This window comes from Streptomyces sp. NPDC087263 (assembly GCF_044744645.1).
In the GTDB taxonomy this organism is placed as follows: Bacteria; Actinomycetota; Actinomycetes; order Streptomycetales; family Streptomycetaceae; genus Streptomyces.
Map to the genome: position 1 here is coordinate 25948 of NZ_JBIUYT010000012.1, position 19411 is coordinate 45358.

Genomic DNA, 19411 nt, shown 5'->3' on the forward strand with positions numbered 1-19411 from the left:
GCCTACGACCACCAAACCCAATGGAATCGATCGATCCAGGCGGAAGGCAGCTGCGGCTTCCGCTGCCGGTATGCCTTCTGGCGGCAGCCCTGTCAGCACGTCCGGCGTTGTTGCCGGCAGGGCGCCCGGTAGTGGTCCTCCGCAGGTCTCGCAGGGTCTCGTTGATGCCGTGGGGGCTGGTTCGGGTGGCTGGGGTGGTGGTGCGGGCCGTCGCGTCGGCGATGTCACCGGCGGTGGAGAAGGGGGCTCGCGGGAGGCTGCCCGAGCTGTTGACGACGTGCTCGCCGGCGGCATCGGTCTGAGCATGTCCGGCGTGCTGCTGAGAACATCGGGCCGTCGCAGACAGGCAGATGCGTGGTCGGGATGGATCAGCCCGGTCTGCTTCGGCCAACCACGTTTCTTCGTGTTTGAGGTAGTTGGCCCGTCGGCAGGCGGATGAACACAGGCGGCAGCGCTGCCCGGGCTGGATCTCCATGCTCTTGCCGCACCCTCTGCAGGAGCCTTTTGCGCTGGAGCCCGAGGATGCCGTTTCCGGTGTGCCTTCTCGCGGCAGGTCTGGGAACAGTGCAGGGCCTGGCGGCCGAAGAGGATCTCCGTACGTATGAGCCGGTGCTCCCACCAGCCTCCAACCGCAACGGTCCAAGTTCGGTGGCAGGAACGAACCGGTGGTCAAAGTTCAGTGGCAATCGAACGAGATTCGCTGCCACAGCCCAGTCAAGTGTCCCGTCTCAACGAACCTTGACGGATCTCATCGGAGTTTGACCGACTGTCGGCATGGGCTGGCATCTTGTACGCCGTACCCGCGCCCAATGGATACCGGAGTCCCCCATGCTGCCCTCTGTTACCGACCGCGAGGACTTCGCCGCGCTGGTCATCAGGACTGACTTCGGTGATGCGGCGGCCTGGCGGGCCGTGTGTGAGGAGTTGTCGAGGCCGTGGGGCGACGGCGACTACGAGCCCGCCGTCCACATCATCGATGATCCGGCCTGGGCCGGTGCCACGGCCGATGACGTGATCGCTGCCGTATCCGCGGACAAGGACTTGAGCGTCGTCTTCCTCGCTGACCGGATCACCATGCGGGACAACGACCACGCGCTGCTAGCGGTGGCGGTCCTGACCAGAGAGGAGTGCCAGAGCGATGAGGAGTTCGAGGCCTACGGTGGATCAGTACGCGCCGCCCCTGTCGGCATCCACGACATCCACGCGAACCTGTCGATCGCCAACCTGGACTTCGCCGACGTCGTCGATGCCGCTCAGAGCGAACCTGCGGGAGTCTTCCGGTCCTTCTAGGAACTCACCACAGCCGCGGTCACACATCGATGAGACTGCTCGAGCTTCGCTGAGACGGGACACCAAGTTGATGCCGGGCAGTGTTGCCAGAGGCGCTGTTCCGATATATCGTTGACGCATCGCGACCGATCAACGATGGAATGGAGTGATTGCGATGCGTTCCCACGGACAGGAATTCGGATACGAGCGTGGACAGGGACAAGGCGGGTCCGGCCATCGGGGTCGGGGCGGCCCCGAGGGGCGGCGCAGGGCTTTCGGGCCCTTCGGGCCGGGTGGTCCCGGTGGCCCCGGCTTCGGTGGACCGGGCTTCGGCGGTGGTCCCTGGGGCGGACGTGGCGGCCGGGGCGGGGGGAGGGGAAGGGCGCGGCGCGGCGACGTGCGCGCGTCGATCCTGGCTCTGCTCAAGGACCGGCCCATGCATGGTTACGAGATGATCCAGGAGATCGCCGAGCGCAGCGGCGGGGCGTGGAAGCCCAGCCCGGGTTCGGTGTATCCGACCCTTCAGCTGCTGGAGGACGAGGGACTGATCACCAGTGCGGCCGAGGGTGGCAAGAAGCTGTTCTCCCTCACCGAGTCCGGCCGCACCGCGGCCGACGAGGGGCCCGACGCGCCTTGGGAAGAGGCCGGGCGCGGGGTCGACTGGGAGGCGTTGCACGAGATCCGGCAGGCCAGCTTCGGCGCCATGGAAGCGTTTGGGCAGGTCTGGAAGACCGGCAACAAGGCCCAGCGTGACAAGGCGCTGGCGGTCATCAACGAAACCCGTAAGAAGCTGTACCTGATCCTCGCCGACGAGGACTGACGAGATCTGGCGAGGAGTGGCGAGGTCGACGACAGCTTGCTGCCGTGTCCTCAAGGCGCCCCGTGGAAGCCTTTCCGCGGGGCGCTTCCCCGTGTGTGGCCGGCCGTTGTGCGGCCGTTGTGCGCTCAGGTCACCAGCCCGGCGAGCTTACGCAGTGATTCGTCGAGTGCGGCCGTCGCCGAGTCCTTGAGCTTGCCGGCCATCAGGGAGACGGCCGCGCCGGTGAACTCCCCGTCGATGCGTACCGTCGTGGCCTCGCCGTCGGGGGTCAGGGTGTAGCGGGTGGTGACGTTCACCGCCATCGGGCCCTTGCCGCTGATGGCCAGCGTGCGGGCGGGTTCCAGTTCGTCGATGGTCCAGTTGACCTCGGCCGGGAAGCCCATGAGCTTCATGTTCTCCTCGAAGGTGGCGCCGGTCTCGAGTGAGGCGGGTCCGCCCTTGGGGAAGCTGGTGTGGGTGGAGTTCCACTCGCCGTACGAGGAGAAGTCCGTGAGCTGCGCCCAGATCTTCTCGGCGGGCGCCTCGATGCGTGCTTCCGCGCTGACTTCGGCCATGCGGCCACCCCTTTGTGTCGGGTGCTGCGCCCGGCGCAGCTACGGTGTCGCGGAAGGTAGCCGCAGGCACCTCAACATTCAATACTGATGAACCGTCAGAAATAGACGGAGTGCAGGTCTCAGCCCACCCGCTCTATCTCCGCCGCGTCGAACAGGTCCCACGCGCGCGGGAAGGGTCCTTCGTCGTGGCAGTGCCACGCCTCCCAGAACAGGTCGGCGAGCAGCGCGTCCTCAGGGGCGTACACCCGGTACACGTACTGCCTGCCGTCGACCGCAGGCAGGGCCACCAGCCAACACCTGCTCTCCATGTTCCTGAGGGACGAGCGCCGGAGCGACCCGGTTGCGCACGGGGCGCGAAGCGCGAGGGTGCGCGCCCCAGGGGATGAAACGGCGTGATGTCATCCGTAAGGAGGAGAACTCGCGCATCCATGCCCACCCTGTGACGGACGTGAGAATGCTGCCCGCCGGGGATGACTCCGCTCGCAGGGACTGATGGGGTAGGGGTTGTGCCATCCCGTATCCCTCAACAGCCCGCCGCCGAGAGCGGCCCGCACCGAATCGAACTCGATGCCAGGCTCAGCGCCGAGCTGGCTTCGATGGTCTCCGGTGCGCGCAGGAGAGCGCTGAGGGACGGCGACAAGCAGATCGACACGGCCCATCTGCTGCACTCACTGCTGGAATCCGACCCCAAGGTGCGCGCGGTCTTCGACAGCGGACCGCAGGTCGCCCGGCTGCTCGGCTACCTGGTGCAGCGCAGCATCGGCTACGGGCTGCGCTGGCAGAGCACCGTCGAGGACTCCGGTGCCGTACCGATGGTGGCCGAGGCGGGCTGGTCCCCGGCGGCGGCCGGTGCGATGGAGGACGCGTGCGAGCGGGCCGTTCTGCGGGGCGACGAGCAGGCCCGCGGTGTCGATCTGCTTGCGGCGGTCCTCGTCGATCCCGAGTCCCGAGCCGTCGAGGTGCTCGGGCGTGCGGGCGTGGACGCCGGGGTACTGCTCGTGCGGATCCATGCCGGGTTCGAGGAGTACGTCGGCGGGGGCGACGTGGGGTCTTGAGTCCGGGGTTGGCCGGTTGCGGCGCGGCGACGCCCCGTCGTTGAGGTCGACGTCCAGACGTTGGGACAGGTGTCATCGGGGGTGACGCTCATGTCGCCGCCTGTCATCATGTGCCAGTGCATACGTCTCAGGGCAGTCAGGGCAACCGCGGGCGGGGTGTCGGCCTGGGCCTCGCGCTGGCGTCCGCGGTCGCCTTCGGCGGATCGGGTGTCGCGGCCAAGCCGTTGATCGAGGCGGGTCTGGATCCACTCCACGTGGTGTGGCTGAGGGTCGCGGGCGCCGCGCTGGTCATGCTGCCGCTGGCCGTACGTCACCGAAGCCTGCTGCGCAGCCACCCCGCGCTGCTCGCCGGGTTCGGACTGCTCGCCGTGGCCGGTGTGCAGGCCTGCTACTTCGCCGCGATCTCCCGGATCCCCGTCGGGGTCGCGCTGCTCGTCGAGTACCTCGCGCCGGCGCTCGTGCTCGGCTGGGTGCGGTTCGTGCAGCGCCGGCCCGTGGCGCGCGCCGCGGCTCTCGGCGTCGTCCTCGCGGTCGGCGGCCTCGCCTGCGTGGTCGAGGTGTGGTCGGGGCTGAGCTTCGACGTCGTAGGACTGCTGCTCGCGCTGGGTGCCGCCTGCTGTCAGGTCGGCTATTTCGTCCTGTCCGACCAGGGCAGCGACGCGGGGGAGGGGGCCCCCGCCCCGCTCGGCGTCATCGCGTACGGCCTGCTCGTCGGCGCCCTCGTGCTGACCGTCGTCTCCCGTCCCTGGAACATGGACTGGTCCGTGCTCGGGGGCACTGCGGAGATGGACGGGACCGCCGTTGCCGCCTCCTTGCTCCTGGGCTGGATCGTGCTGATCGCAACCGTCGTCGCGTACGTCACCGGAGTGCTCTCCGTGCGCAGGCTCTCGCCGCAGGTCGCGGGCGTCGTGGCCTGCCTCGAAGCGGTCATCGCCACCGTCCTTGCCTGGGTGCTGCTCGGCGAGCACCTCTCGGCGCCGCAGATCGTCGGCGGTGCCGTGGTGCTGGTCGGCGCGTTCATCGCCCAGTCGTCGGCGCCGGCCAAGGCCTCCGAGGGCGCGGTCGCCCAAGGCCCGGGCGACGACGGTCCGGACGGCTCCGAAAGGGAGTTGTCGGCCCGGGGGAGCGCCGTCTAGGGTGGCGATCATGCATTCGGACGCACTCGTTCTTCCGCCTCCGGCCGCCTGAGGCGGGCCTCCGGAGTACACCGCCCGGCCGATCCGCCGGGCACAACGGTGCTGCCCGCAGACGAAGTCCGAGGACCCTCCCGTACGCCTGTGCCTCCGTGCACCGGCCGCGACGTGGTCCTTCCTGAACTTCTGCGTATCTGCGGAGAGAACACGTGTCGAATGCCGTTTCCGGCCTGCCCATCGGGCGTGGCCTCCTCTATCTGATCGTCGCCGGTGCCGCCTGGGGCACCGCTGGCGCCGCCGCGTCGCTGGTCTACCGGGCCAGTGACATGGGCCCGATCGCCCTTTCCTTCTGGCGCTGCGCGGGCGGACTCGTCCTGCTGCTCGCCGTACGCCTGCCGCGGCGGCGGCGGGTCAGGCCCTGTGCGCGGGAGCCGCTTCACCGCAAGATTTTGCGGATCGGCGTCACGGGCTTCGGGCTCGCCGTTTTCCAGACCGCCTACTTCGCCGCAGTCGAGGCGACCGGCCTTGCCGTGGCGACCGTTGTCACGTTGGGCGCCGGGCCCGTGCTCATCGCACTCGGGGCGCGGCTGACCATGGGTGAGCGGCTCGGAGCCGGCGGTACGGCCGCTGTCGCCGGAGCGCTGTGCGGGCTCGCGGTGCTGGTGCTCGGCAGCGGAGATGCGACGGTGCGGCCCTACGGGATCGTGCTCGCGGTCGTGTCCGCCGCCGGGTACTCCGTGATGACCCTGCTCACGCGCTGGTGGGGGCGCGACGGCGGGGCGGACGCGTCCGGTACGACCGTCTGGGCCTTCGCTGTGACCACCGCCTGTCTGCTGCCCTTCGGCCTGGCCGAGGGGCTGGTCCCGCACGCCGCCCAACCGGCGCATGTCCTGGCCCTGTTGGCGTACATCGCCGCCGTTCCCACGGCCCTGGCATACGGCCTGTACTTCGCCGGGGCCGCTGTGGTCCGGTCCGCGACCGTCTCCGTGGTGATGCTCCTGGAGCCGGTGAGCGCCGCCGTGCTGGCCGTTGCCCTGCTCGGTGAGCAACTCACCACGGCGACGCTCGCGGGCACCTCGCTGATGCTGGGATCGGTCGCCGGGCTCGCGGTGGCGGAAGCGCGGAGCGCGGCGGCCGTACGGCGTCAGCCGGAAGGGGGGCTGGGGGAGAAGGTGCTGATCTGACGTGACTGCGGGGGAGGGAGTCGACGCGGAGCGTCGGCGCTACGGGGGTCTCCGCCGGGTCCGCTCATCGGCATCACAGTGATGCCAGGTAGTCCGGCACCTCGATGCCGGAGGCGAGGTCCACGGAGGGGATGGGGGCGCCGTATCCCCTGGTCAGGGGGAGTACCCCGGTCCAGTGGGGGAGGGAGAGGTCCTCCGGCTCGTCGTTCGGGCCGCCGGTGCGGAGCTTCGCGGAGACCTCGTTCAGGTCGAGGCGGATCACGGCGGTGGCTGCCAGTTCCTTGGTGTTGGCGGGGCGCGAGTCGGACGAACGGCCGGGCACGACATGGTCGACGAGTGCGTCCAGGGCCGTCCGCCGCTCGTCGGGGTCCGTCACCTCGTGGGCGATGCCGTGCACCACCACGGAGCGGTAGTTGATCGAGTGGTGGAAGGCGGACCGGGCCAGTACCAGGCCGTCCACGTGCGTGACGGTCAGGCAGACCGGCAGCCCGGGATCGGCCTGACCGGTCATCCGCAGAGGGCGCGAGCCCGTCGAACCGTGTACGTAGAGGCGCTCGCCGACGCGTCCGTAGAGGGTGGGGAGCACGACAGGGGCGCCGTCGCGGACGAAGCCGAGGTGGCAGACGTACCCCTCGTCGAGTATCGAGTGGACCAGCTCGCGGTCGTACGCGGCGCGCTTCGCGGAACGGGTGGGGACGGTGCGGTCGGTCGGGGTGTAGGCGGCGGGTTGCGGCGTCCCAGGCTGAGTGCTCGTCGTCTCCGGCATTGCGTTCTCCATTGTACTAGTGCATAGTATTGTTTGTGCTAGGAGAGTATCGGATTGAAGGTCGTGGCGCAGCTGAGATTGCCGCCGGCGTCGAGCGTGCGGTGGGGTCGGGGAAGCTGGAGCCGGGGCAACTATTGCCACCCATGCGGGAGTTGGCGGCACAGCTCGGGGTGAATCCCAATACCGTCGCGGCCGCCTATCGCACGCTGCGGGAGCGCGGGGTGATCGAGACCGCGGGCCGCCGGGGCAGCCGTATCCGCTCCAAGCCGGCCACGACGGGGCGCGACTACATCCGGGTCGACGTGCCCGACGGCGTACGAAATCTGGCGGACGGGAATCCCGATCGCGCGCTGCTGCCCGGCCTCGCCGAGGCGTTCGCGGTGGCGGCGGAGCGGTCGGACCGGGAGCCCGTGATGTACGGGGAGGCGGCTGTCGAACCGGAGTTGGTGCGGCTCGCGCGCGCCGAACTCGACGCCGACGCGGTGCCCGACGGCCCTGTCGTCGTCACCTCCGGGTCACTCGACGCCATCGAGCGCGTGCTGGTGACCCACCTCAAGCCCGGGGACGCGGTCGCCGTCGAGGATCCCGGCTGGGGCAGTCTGCTCGACCTTGTGCCGGCGCTCGGGCTGCGTGTCGTCCCCATGGGTGTCGACGACGAGGGCCCGGTTCCGGACGAGGTACGGCGCGCACTGGACGCCGGCGCCCGGGCCCTGATCGTCACGTGCCGTGCCCAGAACCCGACCGGAGCCGCCGTGACCGCCACGCGCGCGCGTGCCCTGCGTTCCGTGCTCAAGAAGTACCCGCACGCCCTCCTCGTCGAGGACGACCACGGACACCGGATCGTCGACCTGCCGCTGCATCCGCTGGCCGGTACGACCCACCACTGGGCGCTGGTCCGCTCCGTCGCCAAGGCGTACGGGCCCGATCTGCGGCTCGCCGTGCTGACCGGGGACCCCGTCACCGTCGACCGCGTGCACGGGCGGCAGCGGCTGGGTCCCGGCTGGGTCAGTCATCTGTTGCAGCGCGCGGTCGTGCAGCTGTGGACCAGCGGCGCGGTGGACGTAGGGGCCGTGGCGGCGTCGTACGAACGGCGACGCGACGCGCTGATCGGCGCGCTCGAAGAGCGGGGTGTCGCGGCGCGGGGGCGCAGCGGGATGAACGTGTGGGTTCCCGTTCCGGACGAGACCGGGGCGGTCGCGCGGCTGCTGCACGCGGGCTGGGCCGTGGCGCCCGGGGCGCGGTTCCGGGTGAGTGCGTCGCCCGGTCTGCGGATCACCGTCTCCACTCTCACGCCGGGCGACATCGAGCCGTTGGCGGACGCGGTCGCCTCCGCCGTCGCGCCCGCGTCCGCTCGCCATTACGCGTGAGTCATCGCCGTGCCCTGGACTGGGTGAGCGCCGCCCCCGCCAGCACGACGACCGCACCGACCGGTGTCGACCAGGCCAGCGACTCGCCGAGGATCGCGACGCCCGCCGCGGCGGCTATGACCGGGATGAAGTACGTGACCATCTGGGCCGTCGTCGGGCCGACCTCGGAGACCAGGCCGTACTGGATGAGGACGGCGAGGCCCGTGCCGAGGGTGCCCAGGGTGGCGATCGCGAGCAGCGGGACGAGCGGGAAACGGCTCGGCAGGGTGGTGAAGAGCGGGGTGATGAGGGCCAGTTGGACGGTGGCCAGCAGCAACTGGGCGCCGGTCATCGACAGGTGCGAGTGGCCGGCGCCGGCCAGTGTGCGGCGGACGTAGATCCAGCCGATCGGGTAGCACAGCGAGGCCGTCAGGGCCATCGCCGTGCCCGTGGCGTCCAGGCCGTGGAAGCCCTGCCAGGCGCCGAGGACCGTCAGTACGCCTATGAAGCCGATGCCGAGACCGGCGACCCTGCGCCGGGTCGGCCGGTCCTCGGAGAGGGCGACCAGGGACAGGGCCATGCCCCAGAGCGGCGAGGTCGCGTTGCAGATGCCCGCGAGGGTGGAGGGGATCGTCAGCTCGGAGTAGGCGAAGAGGGAGAACGGCAGCGCGTTGAGCAGGAAGGCGGCGACCGCGAGGTGCCCCCAGGTCCGCATGCCGCGCGGCAGCCGCTCCCGCTTCACCGCCATCGCCGCCGCGAGGACCGCGGTCCCGAACACCAGCCGCCCGAGCGTGACCTGGAACGGCGCGTAGCCCTCCGTGCCGACCTTGATGAGCAGGAAGCTGAAGCCCCAGATCAGGGAGAGGACGCCGAAACGGATCCGCCAGTCGAGAGCGGCATGGCGGCGGGGGCTCTTGTCGGCCGGGGGGACGGTGTGGGGAGTGGCGACGGCGCTCATGGATTCAACGATGAGGCAGCACGACCTCGTAGCACAAGCGAGATTTCTCGTCCTTTATCTCGTAGCATTGCTTACGTGTTGAATCTGGAGCGCCTGCGTACTCTCGACGCCCTCGCCCGGCACGGCTCGGTGAGCGGTGCGGCCGACGGGCTTCACGTCACCACGTCCGCCGTCTCCCAGCAGATGTCCAAGCTGGAGCGGGAGGTGGGGCAGCAACTGCTCGCCAAGAACGGGCGAGGGGTGCGCCTCACCGACGCCGGGCGACTGCTCGCCGATCATGCCGCGCGGATCCTGTCCCAGGTCGAGCTCGCGCAGTCCGACCTGGAGGCGCAGCGCGGGCAAGTGGTCGGCGAACTGCGACTGGCCGCGTTTCCGACGGCCGCGCGCGGGCTGTTCCCCGCCGTGCTCGGTGCGCTGCGGGCCGAGCATCCGGGACTGCGGGTGAGTTCGCGGGAGCTGGAGCCCGAGCACGGGGTCGCAGGTCTGGTCCGGGGCGACATCGACCTGGCCGTCGTGCTCGACTGGTACAACAAACCGCTGCCCGTGCCCGAAGGGCTCGTCAAGGCCACGCTCCTCGACGATCCCGCGGACGTCGCCATGCCCGAGGGGCACCCGCTCGCCGACCGGGACACGGTCGACCTGGAGGACTTCGCGGACGACGAGTGGATCTCCTGGCCCGAGGGCGAGTTCTGCCACGAGTGGCTGGTGTACACGCTGCGCGCCAAGGGGATAGAGCCCCGAATCGCCCATCTCGCCGGTGAGCATCACACCCAACTCGCCTTGGTCGCCGCCGGGTTGGGCGTGTGCGTCGCGCCCCGCCTCGGTCGCGGTCCGATGCCGGCCGGGGTGCGGGCCGTGCCGGTGCGCCATCGCGTCCACCGGTATGTGCACGCGGTGTGGCGCGAGGACGCCGACCGGCGGCCGTCGATCAGGGCGGCGGTGGAGGCGCTGAGGAGGGCGGGGCGGGCGGTGGCCTGAACTGGACGGGGATGCCAGGACTTGCGCTACAGCGCGGCGAGTTTCCGGAAGTCCCAGGAAGCGATCAGGTCCGGCGTCAGCCGCATCCACGCGTGCCTGCCGTCGTGCGGCAGCTCGTCGAGGCCGAAGTTCTTCTGGGCGAACAGGCGCTCCACCGCGGTGAGTTCGGCGCATGCCTCGCCCGTACGAGGCACCTCGCCGACGAACTCGACGGTGCCGGACAGCTCGGCGCCGCGCAGTTCGTCGTACTCCTCCCCGGCGTCGACGACCACGGCCACGCGCGGATCGCGGCGCAGGTCGGCCCAGCGTTTGCTGCGGGTGATCGAGTACAGCCACAGCGAGGTGCCGTCCCAGACGAACCAGAGGGTGCTCGCGTGCGGGGCGCCGTCCGCGGAGACGGTCGCCACGCGGCAAGTGCGCCGGCTGGTCAGGAACTTGTCCAGCTCACCGGGCGTCATCATGATCCTCCGGCCTCGGCGCTGAGTGACGGCCATGCGGTCCCCTCTTCTGTGACGTGTCCGGCGTACTTCTCCGGCGGACATGGCGGGATTTCGTATCTGACGGAACCAGACGGAATCTGACGGCACGTCAGGAAAGCATGGGTTCTCTTCCGTCCTGGCGCAATGGTCGTTAGTCTCGCCCGCTCCGACAGTCTCGCCGCTCCGACCACCCGCGACCAGGGGGAGCCATGCCGTCGTACGAACAGCTCAGTGAACTCCTCGACCCCGTCACCACCGTGCTGCTCACCGTCGAGTGCCAGCAGGGTGTGGTGGGGCAGGACAGCGCGCTGCCCGAACTCGCCAAGGAGGCACGGTCGTCGGGGGCGCTGGCAAACGTCGCGAGGCTGGTCGCCGCCGCGCACGAGAGCGGGGTGCAGGTCATCCACGCCATCGCCGAGCGGCGCCCGGACGGCCGGGGCGCCAACCGCAACGCCAGGCTGTTCCGCGCGGCCGAGCGGCTCCCCGTACAGCAGTTGACGGGGACCACGGCGGTGCGGGTCGTGCCGCCCATCGAGGTCGCCGAGGAGGACTTCGTCGTACGGCGTCTGCACGGGCTGTCGCCGATCACGGGCACCGACGTCGACGCGCTGCTGCGCAACCTGGGCTGCCGCACCCTGGTCGTGACGGGCGTCTCGGCCAATGTGGCCATTCCCAACACCGTGTTCGACGCCGTGAACCGCGGCTACACGGCGGTGGTGCCCGCCGACGCCATCGCGGGGGTGCCCTCCGACTACACCCCCGTGATGATCCGTAACACGCTCTCCCTGGTGGCCACGATCACGTCGACCGACGACGTGCTGGCCTGCTTCAAACGGCCGCGTCGCGCCCCACGGGCGTGAATTCCGCCTCGTGCACCGAACAGGGTCACGCCAGGGTGATGGAGTCCCCCTCCACCGTGATGTTCGCGGCGGCCAGGGGCTGGGTCGCCGGGCCCTTTTTCACGCTGCCGTCCGCGGCGGAGAACTCGCTGTTGTGGCACGGACAGGTGATGACGTTGTTCGCGATGCCCTTCACGGCGCAGCCCTGGTGGGTGCACTTCGACGAGAACGCCTTGTATGTGCCCGCGACCGGCTGGGTCACCACCACTCCCTGCGCCTCGAAGACCTTGCCGCCGCTCTCGGGAATGTCCGAGGTCTTCGCGAGAACGGTACCCGCGGCAGCGACGGAGCCGGAGGAGTCGGTCTAGGACCCGCACGCGGTCAGCGCGACGCCGATTCCCGCGGCGCCCACCGCTGCCACGACGGTGCGGCGGGACGGCGCCGAGAGGGGCTGAAGCGATTCGCTGGTCATGCTGACTTTCCCCTTTACGATACGAAATGTCGATCCGCACAGGAGTACGGCCAGGCTGCCCGCGACGTGCTTCCTCTGGAAGGCCAGGGGTACCGGCTCAGAATAGATCCCGAGCAGCTCGACGTGAATCAGTTCACTCGATTGTCCCGTCGGGGCAATACGGCGCTGATCCTCGATGACGACTACCTGGCATCGCGTCTGCTCGGCGAGGCCCTGCAACTGTGGAATGGCACCGCGCTCAGCGACGTCCAGATCGGTCCGCTCCTCAAGGTGCACAAGACCCGGCTCGAAGAAATGCGTCTGAGCACCCATGAGCAGCGCATCGAGGCCGACCTCCGAGGGGGCCTGCGTCATGAACTCCTCGCGGAACTGGCCGGGTTGCCGGCCCAGTACCCGCTCAGCGAGCATCTGCACGCTCAGTTCATGATCGCGCCGTTCCGGTCCGGGCGGCGCGGCCGGGCGGTCGAGACGTTCCTGCGGCTGCGGAAGACCCTGGACGAGGAGCTGGGGCTCGGGCCGTCGGTACGGGCCCGAGCGTTCTTCCAGGAGGCCATCGCCGATGATGAGATCGCCGGGCAGAGGGCATCGCACACCATGCCCTCGCCGTTCCGTTCGCAGCTGCACCAGCACGTGGCGCGCTGACGCCGGATCACGTCGGGGGGCTTCTGTCGTGACGGTGGGACAGAAGCCCCCCGGCGCATCGCTGCTCCTGTCCGCGCCGCCGTCGGACCGTCTTCACGAGGCCACCGTCGACAATGTGGTCACAGCCATTGATATTCGCGGCATGTGATGACGCAAGGAAGGCCACGAGCGAAGCGACTTCGTGCGGCTCGCTCAACCGGCCGGTACTGATTCCCATGGCTGCGGGGAGACCGGACATGAAGTCGTCGAACTCTACGCCGGCCTGTTCTGCTGAAAAAGGAGCGGGACAAGGGCCTTCGTGACGCGCACCGCGCTCAGGAAGTTGATTTCGAAGGCATTCAGCCAATCGGCGTCTGTGGCGAAGAGAAATCCACGGGGCTTGTGGTTGCCGATCTCCGCGCCACCGACATTGTTCACCAGCACGTCGACCGCGCCGAACTCGGCCGCCGCCACCTTCCCGAGTTCCAGCGCGCCCTCGGCGGTCGCCAGGTCCACGATGACCGGATGGGCACCGGAGTCCTTGAGTTCGGGACTGCGGGTCCGCGTCGCACCGATCACACGCATCCCTTCGCCGATCAGCGTCTCCACCACGGAGAGGCCGATGCCACGGCCCGCGCCAGTGACCACCGCGGTCTTGGAGGAGAGGTTGAGATCCATGACATCCCTTTCGGAGGGTAGGGGGCGGTGCGGCGCTCAGCTGGTGGTCGCGGCGCCGGCACGCATCCGCGCCTCGGCACGCCACAGCAGGAGCGCCGGAACGATGGCCACGGCGGTGGCGCCGGCCACCACCCAGTTCGTCACGCTGAACGCGTCGACCTGCTCGGCCACCGAAGGGCCCGCACTGGTCAGCTGGTTGACGAGGATCACGGAGAGCAGGGCCGAGCCGAAGCTGCTGCCGGTGCGCTGCAACATGTTCAGCTGTGGCGTGGCATGCGCGATGGCCTCACGCGGAATAACCGCGAAGGCCGCCGCCATGGCCGGAGCGCTGGCCAGGCCGACCCCGAAGCCGAGGCCGAAGAGGAGGAGCTCCACCCAGATGTACGGGGTGTGCGCGCCGAGCAGCGCGGTACCGATACCCGCCACGGAGGAGACCACGAGGCCCGCGGTCACCACCGGGCCGCCGCCGATCCGGTCGGTGATACGGCCCGCGAGCGGCAGCGCGATCACTGCCCCGAGGCCGTCGGCGAGCAGGGCGGTCCCCGCCCACACCGCACTCTCGCCCCGCAGAATGGTGAAGTAGAGCGGCATGATGATCAGCGGGCCGAACAGGCCCATGCCGAGCGAGAAGAGCGTGAGGCCCGCGGAGGCGTACGGGATGTTCGCGAACAGCCGCAGGTTCAACAGCGGCTTGTCCACATGCAGTTCGTAGCGTACGAAGGCGGCCAGCAGTAAGAGCGCGCCGAGCACCGGGCCGAGCCCTCGCCAGTCGGTGAAACTGCGGACGATGCCGATCTCGGCCGCGCCGTAGGTGAGCAGCGGCAGGCCCGTCACGACGAGGACGGTACCGATCACATCGAGCGGCCCGGCCCCGCCCCTGCCGGTGGTCGGCAGCATCCGCCACCCGAAGGCGAACGCGAGCACGCCGACCGGGACGTTGATCCAGAACAGCCAGTGCCATGAGGCGTGTTCGATCAGCAGGGCGCCGACCGTCGGGCCCAGGATCGGGGCCAGCACGACGGGGATGCCGACGACACTCATCACCCGGCCCACCCGCTTGGGGCCGGCGGCCATCGCCAGAATCGCCTGTCCCGCCGGCACGAGGAACCCGCCCGCGACGCCCTGGACGACCCGGGCGACGATGAGCATCGAGACGTTGGGCGCGAGCGCGCAGAGCACCGACGCGGCCGTGAACACCACGAGGGTCCCGAGCCACAGCCGGCGCGGGCCGATCTGCCGGGCCATCCAGCCGGTGGCGGGTATACCGGCGGCGAAGGCGATGAGATAGGCGGTCGCCACCCAGCCGACCGCGTTCGGTGAGGCGTTGAGAGCCGAGCCCAGGGTCTCCCGGCCGGCGTTGACGACCGTGGACGTGAGCGCGGTGGTGAAGCCGCCGAGTGCGACCACCACCGCGAGTGCCCAGATCTCGCCGGGCACTCGATCGGAAGTCTCACTCGGAGTCCGGGCGGATGACGCCGATGACGTCTTCGTGTCATGCGACACGCTTGCACCTCCACAGGAACGCACCAAGGGGCCACCGTGGGTGGTCCCAACGTTTACATCACCCACGATAACAGGTTCGTGGGTGGTCCCCATGATTGATCGTGGGATTCCCCCAGCTTTTTCAGTAGGGTCGATGTGTGACCAGCCATTCCAGCTACCTGCCTGCTGAACACTCATCCCCCAAGCGCCTGCATGACCTGCCGACCTGGTTGCTCGGCGAGGCGACCCGACTCGGCTGGCGACTCCTCGGTGAGCGCTTGGCGGCGGAGGGACTGACCCGCAACCACTACTCCGTGTTCAGCTGCCTGGCTGACCAGGACGGACTAGCCCAGGCCGATGTCGGCAGGGCGACCGGCATCGACGAGAGCGATCTCGTCCGCCTGCTCAACTCGGCGGAAGAACTGGGCCTCGTCCGACGCAGCAGGGATCCGGACAACCGACGGCGCAACCTCGTGTCCCTCACTCCGGAGGGACACACCACGCTCAAGCGGCTCGACGAAACGGTGCGTCAGGCCAACGAGGCCCTGCTCGCCCCGCTGTCCGAGTCCGAGCGGGCCCGTTTCGTCGAGTCGCTGCGACGGGTGGTGTCCGGTGTTCCGCCCGAGCCGGACCCCCGCGACACCGACGCCTGACCGGTCTCCGTCGGGCGGTCACCAGGCGCGACCGCCGCTCACCTCCAGGACGTGGCCGTTGACGTACGAGCGGTCGTCACCGGCCAGGAACACGGCCGCGCGGGCGACTTCGTCGGCTCGGCCCATCCGGCCCATGGCGAGCTTGTCGCGAAAGAGGGGCCGGACCGCCTTGTTGCGGGACAGCTCGCGGCCCGTGCCCTCGTCGATGAGCCCGGCGACAGGCAGTTCGTCGTGATGCCCCGGCCGCGAGTTCCAGGGCGGCCACCCGGGTCAGCGCCTCGATCGCGGCCTTGCTCGCGCAGTACGAGGCGGCGCCGGGCGTCGGCAGCCCCGCGAGCGCGGACGCCGGGGTGATCAGGCGGCCCGCGCCACCCGCTGCAAGATGGGGAACGGCGGCCTGCACGCAGTGGAAAACACCGGTGACATTGGTGGGGAGCACCTGTGTCCACTGCTGCGCCGCGAGCGCGGCGACCGGACCCGGTCGGCTCACGCCCGCATTCGCCACCACCGTGTCCAGACCGCCGAGTTGCGCGGCGGCCGCGCCCATGAGGGCGGCGACAGACTCAGGGTCCCGCGCCTCGACCGCCGTGAACCCCACCGCGTCCCCCCACTTCGCGGCAGGTTCCTCCGCCGCGCCCTCCTGCCGTGACGCCACCACGGCACGGGCGCTCTCCGCCAGGAACTCCTCCGCGATCGCCCGGCCGAGGCCACGCCTACCGCCGCTGACAACGGCAGACCTCCCTTTGAGTTCATGGCTTCCTGCTGGAAGGCTGTCGTACGGCTTCCGACTCTCCCGACGAGTACTGGAGAGGTACTCAAGCCACGGCTCGGGTTCGACTGGGCTTCAAGCGGGCCGCCGGACCATCCACGCCATGACGACCATCGCTGCCGCTCCTCGACCGCAGGAGATCGCCGACCGGGTCCACGCGTACATCCAGCCGCACGGCGGATGGTGCGTCAGCAACGCGGGCGTACTCGTGGGAAGGAAGGAGGTCACACTGGTGGACACCGCCGCGACCGAGTCCCGGAACCGCGCACTGAGGACGGCCGTCGGCCGCCTCACGTCCGCACCGCCGCGTACGGTGATCAACACTCATCACCACGGAGACCACACCAACGGCAACGGCCTGTTCGCGTGCGGAGCCGGTGGGGCCGCCGACGTCGTCGTCGCCCACGATCTGGCCAGAGAGGCCGTGTCGGTCACCGGAGCGGCGCTACAGCGCAGGTGGCCCGACACCGACTGGGGCGACCTCACGGTCACGCTGCCCACCCTGACGTTCCCCGACGAACTCACCCTCTACGTGGACGACCTCACGGTCGAGCTGATCCATGGGGGGCCGGCTCCACACCACCAATGACATCGTGGTCCGGCTGCCGGGGCCGCGGGTGCTCTTCGCCGGGGACGTGCTGCTCCCCGGCTGCACCCCGTACATCCCGCAAGGTTCGCTCTCGGGTGCGCTGCACGCGGTCCGGCGGCTGCGCGCCGTGGAGCCGGTCACCATCGTCGGCGGGCACGGCCAGATCAGCGACCGCGAGGTCCTCGACACCACCGAGCGGTATCTGCACCGGGTACGGGAACCGGCCCGGGACGGGCTGCGCGCCGGACTCGAACCGCTGGAGACCGCGCGCGAGGTCGGCCCGGACCCCTTCGCCCAACTCCTCGACCCCGAACGGCTCGCCCCATCGGCCGCACCCGTTCCAGCGAGCGCCATATGCGCCCATTCCTCAACGTCAAGGACGCCGCCGCGTACCTCGGCCTCTCACCGCACACGGTTTACGTCTGGCGACACCGACGGCAGGGACCGCCGAGCTTCCGCACGGGCTCCCGAAGCCGAGTCATGTACCGGCGGGAAGTCCTCGATGCACGGATCCGTGAACAGGAGCGGGCCGACTCCCGCTCCAACCCGGTGCTGAACCCTGGGGCAACTCCCCCTCAAGAGCATCACGGCGGCGGATCTACGCGCCTACATGGCCAAGTTGGAGTCAATCAACTCTCCTCTGTCGACTACCAGCGTGGCATCCGGTCCGTGCTGTCCCCCATTCTGGAGGCGGCCGTCGATGACAAGCGGCACGCCGGGAATCCCATGCACGCGAAGTCCGTGCGGTGGCTCAAGGAGCCGCAGGAGCGCCGCGAGGCTTGGCTGTTGGGGCCGGCGCTGCAAGTCCGCGACGTCATCAACCCGCGTAACCGGACAACCGTTGTCCTCGGTCTGGGGTGCGGGCTCCGCCAGGGCGAGGTGTGGGGATTGAGCCCGGAGGACATCGACCACGCGAGAGGCGTGCTTCATGTCCGTCGCCAAGTCCGGGGCGATCAAGGGGAGGCTGTACTTCACCGTGCCGAAGGGCAAGAAGACGCGTACCGTCGACGTGCCCTCCTCGGTCGCCGATGAACCGAAGCGCCACGTCGAAGCATTCCCACCGGTGGAAGTCGAGCTTCCGTGGGGGAAGCCGGAGGGGCCGGGCAGGAAGCTCTCGCTGGTCCTCACTACACGATTCGGCAACGCCGTCGCGGTGAACACGTGGAACACCCACACCTGGAAGCCCGCGTTGGCCGAGGCCGGCATCATCTCGCCGCGTGCCAACGAAGCGAAACGCCGGCAGTGGGCGGCGGCCCCGAAGGACGGCTTCCACGTGCTGCGGCACATCTATGCCTCGCTCATGCTGGAAGCCGGAGAGTCCGTCGTGACCTCGGCGCGGTGGCTCGGGCACTCCTCGCCAGCGGTCACCCTTGGTTACTATGCTCACTTCATGCCGGAGGCCGGAAGCAAGGGGCGAACCGCCATCGACTGACTGCTCGGGAAGCGGGGAGAGGCGCATGCCAGTCGAAACTCCCCAGATTCTCCCCAGGGCCGTTGACGGGCGATTCCCGCTACGGCGTCCCTTCGGCGATGGTCGTGGATTGCAAGGTTGAAGAGACAGGCGGCCTGGGAAATTGCTGAAAGATGTCATCGCGACCCGCTACATCACGCCCCTGCGTGAGGGCGGCTCCCTGCCCGGGCTCGTCGAGGCCGACGACCTCGGGACCTACGTCATGAAGTTCACCGGCGCGGGGCAGGGACGCAAGACGCTGGTCGCGGAGGTCGTGTGCGGTGAACTCGCCCGCCGGCTGGGCCTGCGCGTGCCCGGGCTCGTGACGATCGGCCTCGACCCGGTCCTGGGGCTCGGCGAACCGGACGAGGAGGTCCAGGCGCTGTTGAAGTCGAGCGGCGGCCTGAACCTCGGGATGGATTTCCTCACCCGCGCGCTCGGCTTCGACTCCCTCGCGCACCGGGTCGGCCCCGAGGAGGCCGGGCGGATCGTCTGGTTCGACGCGCTGGTCAACAACGTCGACCGCTCCTGGCGCAACCCCAACATGCTGGTGCTCCACGGCGAGCTGTGGCTCATCGACCACGGCGCCACGATGATCTGGCACCACAACTGGCCGGGCGCCCAGGCCTCCGCCGCCAAGCCGTACGACGCCACCGACCACGCGCTCGCGCCCTTCCGGCCGGACATCGCCTCCGCCGCCGCGGAACTGGCGCCCCTGGTCACGGAGGAACTGCTCGCCGAGGTGACCGCCGAGATCCCGGACGAATGGCTCGACGGGGAGCCCGGTTTCGACACGACGGACGCCCTGCGGCGGGCGTACGCCGAACCGCTGCTCGCACGCGCCGCCGCCGTCCATGACCGCATCAAGGGCATCGATGTCACCGAGGGTGTCGGCGGAATCAAGGGGGCCAAGTGAGCGAGCGGGACGTCTTCGAGTACGCGCTGCTGCGGGTGGTTCCCCGGGTCGAGCGCGGTGAGTGCTTCAACGCGGGCGTGCTGGTGTACTGCCGTGCCAAGTCCTTCGTCGTCGCCCGCACGCATTTGGACGAGACGAAGTTGCGGGCGCTGGATCCGGAGGCGGACGTGGCGGGCGTACGGGCCGCGCTGCGCGCTGTCGAAGGGGTCTGCGCGGGAGGAGAAGCGGCAGGTCAGGCGGCGCATGACGATGCCGGGCGGCGCTTTCGCTGGCTGATCGCGCCCCGCTCCACGGTCGTCCAGCCCGGGCCCGTGCACACGGGGCTCACCGCGGATCCGGAGGCCGAGGCGGAGCGGCTGCTCGCGCTGCTGGTCAGGTAATGGATCACACGTGCGCCGTG

General features: G+C 69.7%; 24 protein-coding genes and 3 pseudogenes. 16 read left to right on the top strand and 11 right to left on the bottom strand.

The window, feature by feature from the left end:
• The first annotated feature begins 828 nt into the window (after positions 1-828).
• On the top strand, positions 829-1290 hold the full coding sequence (locus ACIPC1_RS32715) for a DUF6924 domain-containing protein (protein ID WP_402523592.1): 462 nt from the start codon (positions 829-831) through the stop codon (positions 1288-1290).
• Positions 1291-1444: 154 nt separating this feature from the next.
• A complete protein-coding gene (locus tag ACIPC1_RS32720) occupies positions 1445-2089 on the top strand; it encodes a PadR family transcriptional regulator (protein ID WP_402523594.1) in 645 nt (214 codons plus the stop codon).
• Between the two features lie 125 nt (positions 2090-2214).
• Here the strand turns inward: ACIPC1_RS32720 and ACIPC1_RS32725 are convergent, their stop codons facing one another.
• Together ACIPC1_RS32725 and ACIPC1_RS32730 are read right to left on the bottom strand one after the other, a co-directional pair.
• The gene (locus ACIPC1_RS32725; RefSeq protein ID WP_384388212.1) at positions 2215-2643 is read right to left on the bottom strand and encodes an SRPBCC family protein; all 429 of its coding nucleotides are present in this window, start codon (positions 2641-2643) and stop codon (positions 2215-2217) included.
• Positions 2644-2762: 119 nt separating this feature from the next.
• Positions 2763-2951 (bottom strand): hypothetical protein, encoded by a 189-nt coding sequence (locus ACIPC1_RS32730; RefSeq protein WP_384388209.1) that lies wholly within the window; start codon positions 2949-2951, stop codon positions 2763-2765.
• 198 nt (positions 2952-3149) lie between these two features.
• On the opposite strand from ACIPC1_RS32730, the gene ACIPC1_RS32735 reads away from it, so the two are divergent.
• From ACIPC1_RS32735 to ACIPC1_RS32745, 3 genes are all read left to right on the top strand, one after another.
• Entirely contained in the window at positions 3150-3698 is a 549-nt protein-coding gene (locus ACIPC1_RS32735) for a Clp protease N-terminal domain-containing protein (protein WP_402523597.1), read from the top strand.
• A 110-nt stretch (positions 3699-3808) separates the two neighbouring features.
• The gene (locus ACIPC1_RS32740) at positions 3809-4834 is read left to right on the top strand and encodes an EamA family transporter (RefSeq protein WP_402523600.1); all 1026 of its coding nucleotides are present in this window, start codon (positions 3809-3811) and stop codon (positions 4832-4834) included.
• Between the two features lie 206 nt (positions 4835-5040).
• Positions 5041-6015: a DMT family transporter gene (locus tag ACIPC1_RS32745; RefSeq protein ID WP_402523602.1), complete on the top strand. Its 975-nt coding sequence runs from the start codon at positions 5041-5043 to the stop codon at positions 6013-6015.
• Positions 6016-6088: 73 nt separating this feature from the next.
• Here the strand turns inward: ACIPC1_RS32745 and ACIPC1_RS32750 are convergent, their stop codons facing one another.
• Positions 6089-6781, bottom strand: coding sequence for a pyridoxamine 5'-phosphate oxidase family protein (locus ACIPC1_RS32750; RefSeq protein WP_402523604.1), 693 nt, complete (start codon positions 6779-6781; stop codon positions 6089-6091).
• A gap of 35 nt (positions 6782-6816) precedes the next feature.
• Between ACIPC1_RS32750 and ACIPC1_RS32755 the strand changes: the two genes are divergently transcribed.
• Complete coding sequence (locus tag ACIPC1_RS32755; RefSeq protein WP_402523607.1) at positions 6817-8148, top strand: aminotransferase class I/II-fold pyridoxal phosphate-dependent enzyme; 1332 nt, start codon at positions 6817-6819, stop codon at positions 8146-8148.
• 1 nt (position 8149) lies between these two features.
• On the opposite strand, the gene ACIPC1_RS32760 is transcribed toward ACIPC1_RS32755, so the two are convergent.
• Positions 8150-9085 (bottom strand): DMT family transporter, encoded by a 936-nt coding sequence (locus ACIPC1_RS32760; RefSeq protein ID WP_402523609.1) that lies wholly within the window; start codon positions 9083-9085, stop codon positions 8150-8152.
• Between the two features lie 75 nt (positions 9086-9160).
• Between ACIPC1_RS32760 and ACIPC1_RS32765 the strand changes: the two genes are divergently transcribed.
• On the top strand, positions 9161-10063 hold the full coding sequence (locus ACIPC1_RS32765; protein WP_402523612.1) for a LysR family transcriptional regulator: 903 nt from the start codon (positions 9161-9163) through the stop codon (positions 10061-10063).
• A 26-nt stretch (positions 10064-10089) separates the two neighbouring features.
• Here ACIPC1_RS32765 and ACIPC1_RS32770 read toward each other — a convergent pair whose 3' ends face one another.
• Positions 10090-10557: a pyridoxamine 5'-phosphate oxidase family protein gene (locus tag ACIPC1_RS32770; RefSeq protein WP_402523614.1), complete on the bottom strand. Its 468-nt coding sequence runs from the start codon at positions 10555-10557 to the stop codon at positions 10090-10092.
• A 194-nt stretch (positions 10558-10751) separates the two neighbouring features.
• Here ACIPC1_RS32770 and ACIPC1_RS32775 point away from each other — a divergent pair, with 194 nt between their 5' ends.
• The gene (locus ACIPC1_RS32775) at positions 10752-11402 is read left to right on the top strand and encodes a cysteine hydrolase (RefSeq protein ID WP_402523616.1); all 651 of its coding nucleotides are present in this window, start codon (positions 10752-10754) and stop codon (positions 11400-11402) included.
• 25 nt (positions 11403-11427) lie between these two features.
• On the opposite strand, the pseudogene ACIPC1_RS32780 reads toward ACIPC1_RS32775, so the two are convergent.
• Positions 11428-11853 (bottom strand): annotated as a pseudogene (locus ACIPC1_RS32780) (Rieske (2Fe-2S) protein).
• Between the two features lie 123 nt (positions 11854-11976).
• Between ACIPC1_RS32780 and ACIPC1_RS32785 the strand changes: the two are divergent.
• Entirely contained in the window at positions 11977-12495 is a 519-nt protein-coding gene (locus ACIPC1_RS32785) for an AfsR/SARP family transcriptional regulator (protein ID WP_402523618.1), read from the top strand.
• 7 nt (positions 12496-12502) lie between these two features.
• Here ACIPC1_RS32785 and ACIPC1_RS32790 read toward each other — a convergent pair whose 3' ends face one another.
• Genes ACIPC1_RS32790 through ACIPC1_RS32800 form a run of 3 tightly spaced genes read right to left on the bottom strand, consistent with a single transcriptional unit; the run spans position 12503 to position 14589 of the window.
• The gene (locus ACIPC1_RS32790; RefSeq protein ID WP_402523621.1) at positions 12503-12733 is read right to left on the bottom strand and encodes an SDR family oxidoreductase; all 231 of its coding nucleotides are present in this window, start codon (positions 12731-12733) and stop codon (positions 12503-12505) included.
• Between the two features lie 14 nt (positions 12734-12747).
• Positions 12748-13152 carry an SDR family NAD(P)-dependent oxidoreductase gene (locus tag ACIPC1_RS32795; protein ID WP_402523623.1) on the bottom strand — a complete coding sequence of 135 codons (405 nt, stop codon included), beginning with the start codon at positions 13150-13152 and terminating at the stop codon, positions 12748-12750.
• Between the two features lie 36 nt (positions 13153-13188).
• Complete coding sequence (locus ACIPC1_RS32800; RefSeq protein WP_402523625.1) at positions 13189-14589, bottom strand: DHA2 family efflux MFS transporter permease subunit; 1401 nt, start codon at positions 14587-14589, stop codon at positions 13189-13191.
• 203 nt (positions 14590-14792) lie between these two features.
• On the opposite strand from ACIPC1_RS32800, the gene ACIPC1_RS32805 reads away from it, so the two are divergent.
• Complete coding sequence (locus ACIPC1_RS32805) at positions 14793-15287, top strand: MarR family winged helix-turn-helix transcriptional regulator (RefSeq protein WP_402523628.1); 495 nt, start codon at positions 14793-14795, stop codon at positions 15285-15287.
• An 18-nt stretch (positions 15288-15305) separates the two neighbouring features.
• Here ACIPC1_RS32805 and ACIPC1_RS32810 read toward each other — a convergent pair whose 3' ends face one another.
• Positions 15306-15512 carry an SDR family oxidoreductase gene (locus tag ACIPC1_RS32810; RefSeq protein ID WP_402524118.1) on the bottom strand — a complete coding sequence of 69 codons (207 nt, stop codon included), beginning with the start codon at positions 15510-15512 and terminating at the stop codon, positions 15306-15308.
• Positions 15513-15588: 76 nt separating this feature from the next.
• Positions 15589-15981, bottom strand: a pseudogene (locus ACIPC1_RS32815) (SDR family oxidoreductase); the annotation flags it as partial.
• A 178-nt stretch (positions 15982-16159) separates the two neighbouring features.
• Here ACIPC1_RS32815 and ACIPC1_RS32820 point away from each other — a divergent pair.
• The 6 genes and pseudogenes from ACIPC1_RS32820 (at position 16160) to ACIPC1_RS32845 (ending at position 19391) form a co-directional block, all read left to right on the top strand.
• Positions 16160-16645 carry an MBL fold metallo-hydrolase gene (locus ACIPC1_RS32820; RefSeq protein ID WP_402523631.1) on the top strand — a complete coding sequence of 162 codons (486 nt, stop codon included), beginning with the start codon at positions 16160-16162 and terminating at the stop codon, positions 16643-16645.
• A pseudogene (locus ACIPC1_RS32825) lies at positions 16617-16742 on the top strand (MBL fold metallo-hydrolase); the annotation flags it as partial. The gene ACIPC1_RS32820 and the pseudogene ACIPC1_RS32825, both read left to right, overlap by 29 nt.
• A 257-nt stretch (positions 16743-16999) precedes the next feature.
• The gene (locus ACIPC1_RS32830; protein ID WP_402523633.1) at positions 17000-17677 is read left to right on the top strand and encodes a helix-turn-helix domain-containing protein; all 678 of its coding nucleotides are present in this window, start codon (positions 17000-17002) and stop codon (positions 17675-17677) included.
• Positions 17574-18077, top strand: coding sequence for a hypothetical protein (locus ACIPC1_RS32835; protein WP_402524140.1), 504 nt, complete (start codon positions 17574-17576; stop codon positions 18075-18077). The genes ACIPC1_RS32830 and ACIPC1_RS32835 overlap by 104 nt, the downstream gene beginning before the upstream one ends.
• A 142-nt stretch (positions 18078-18219) precedes the next feature.
• Positions 18220-19011 carry a HipA family kinase gene (locus ACIPC1_RS32840; protein ID WP_402523635.1) on the top strand — a complete coding sequence of 264 codons (792 nt, stop codon included), beginning with the start codon at positions 18220-18222 and terminating at the stop codon, positions 19009-19011.
• Positions 19008-19391 carry a DUF3037 domain-containing protein gene (locus ACIPC1_RS32845; RefSeq protein WP_402523637.1) on the top strand — a complete coding sequence of 128 codons (384 nt, stop codon included), beginning with the start codon at positions 19008-19010 and terminating at the stop codon, positions 19389-19391. Before ACIPC1_RS32840 ends, ACIPC1_RS32845 begins: the two co-directional genes overlap by 4 nt.
• The last annotated feature ends 20 nt before the right edge of the window (positions 19392-19411 follow it).

Coding starts and splice junctions, on each gene's coding strand:
- ACIPC1_RS32775 (WP_402523616.1), top strand. CDS start 10,752: ATGCCGTCGTACGAACAGCTCAGTGAACTCCTCGACCCCGTCACCACC.
- ACIPC1_RS32725 (WP_384388212.1), bottom strand. CDS start 2,643: ATGGCCGAAGTCAGCGCGGAAGCACGCATCGAGGCGCCCGCCGAGAAG.
- ACIPC1_RS32730 (WP_384388209.1), bottom strand. CDS start 2,951: ATGGAGAGCAGGTGTTGGCTGGTGGCCCTGCCTGCGGTCGACGGCAGG.
- ACIPC1_RS32750 (WP_402523604.1), bottom strand. CDS start 6,781: ATGCCGGAGACGACGAGCACTCAGCCTGGGACGCCGCAACCCGCCGCC.
- ACIPC1_RS32715 (WP_402523592.1), top strand. CDS start 829: ATGCTGCCCTCTGTTACCGACCGCGAGGACTTCGCCGCGCTGGTCATC.
- ACIPC1_RS32835 (WP_402524140.1), top strand. CDS start 17,574: ATGTCCGTCGCCAAGTCCGGGGCGATCAAGGGGAGGCTGTACTTCACC.
- ACIPC1_RS32770 (WP_402523614.1), bottom strand. CDS start 10,557: ATGGCCGTCACTCAGCGCCGAGGCCGGAGGATCATGATGACGCCCGGT.
- ACIPC1_RS32720 (WP_402523594.1), top strand. CDS start 1,445: ATGCGTTCCCACGGACAGGAATTCGGATACGAGCGTGGACAGGGACAA.
- ACIPC1_RS32760 (WP_402523609.1), bottom strand. CDS start 9,085: ATGAGCGCCGTCGCCACTCCCCACACCGTCCCCCCGGCCGACAAGAGC.
- ACIPC1_RS32795 (WP_402523623.1), bottom strand. CDS start 13,152: ATGGATCTCAACCTCTCCTCCAAGACCGCGGTGGTCACTGGCGCGGGC.
- ACIPC1_RS32820 (WP_402523631.1), top strand. CDS start 16,160: ATGACGACCATCGCTGCCGCTCCTCGACCGCAGGAGATCGCCGACCGG.
- ACIPC1_RS32830 (WP_402523633.1), top strand. CDS start 17,000: ATGCGCCCATTCCTCAACGTCAAGGACGCCGCCGCGTACCTCGGCCTC.
- ACIPC1_RS32790 (WP_402523621.1), bottom strand. CDS start 12,733: ATGTCCGGTCTCCCCGCAGCCATGGGAATCAGTACCGGCCGGTTGAGC.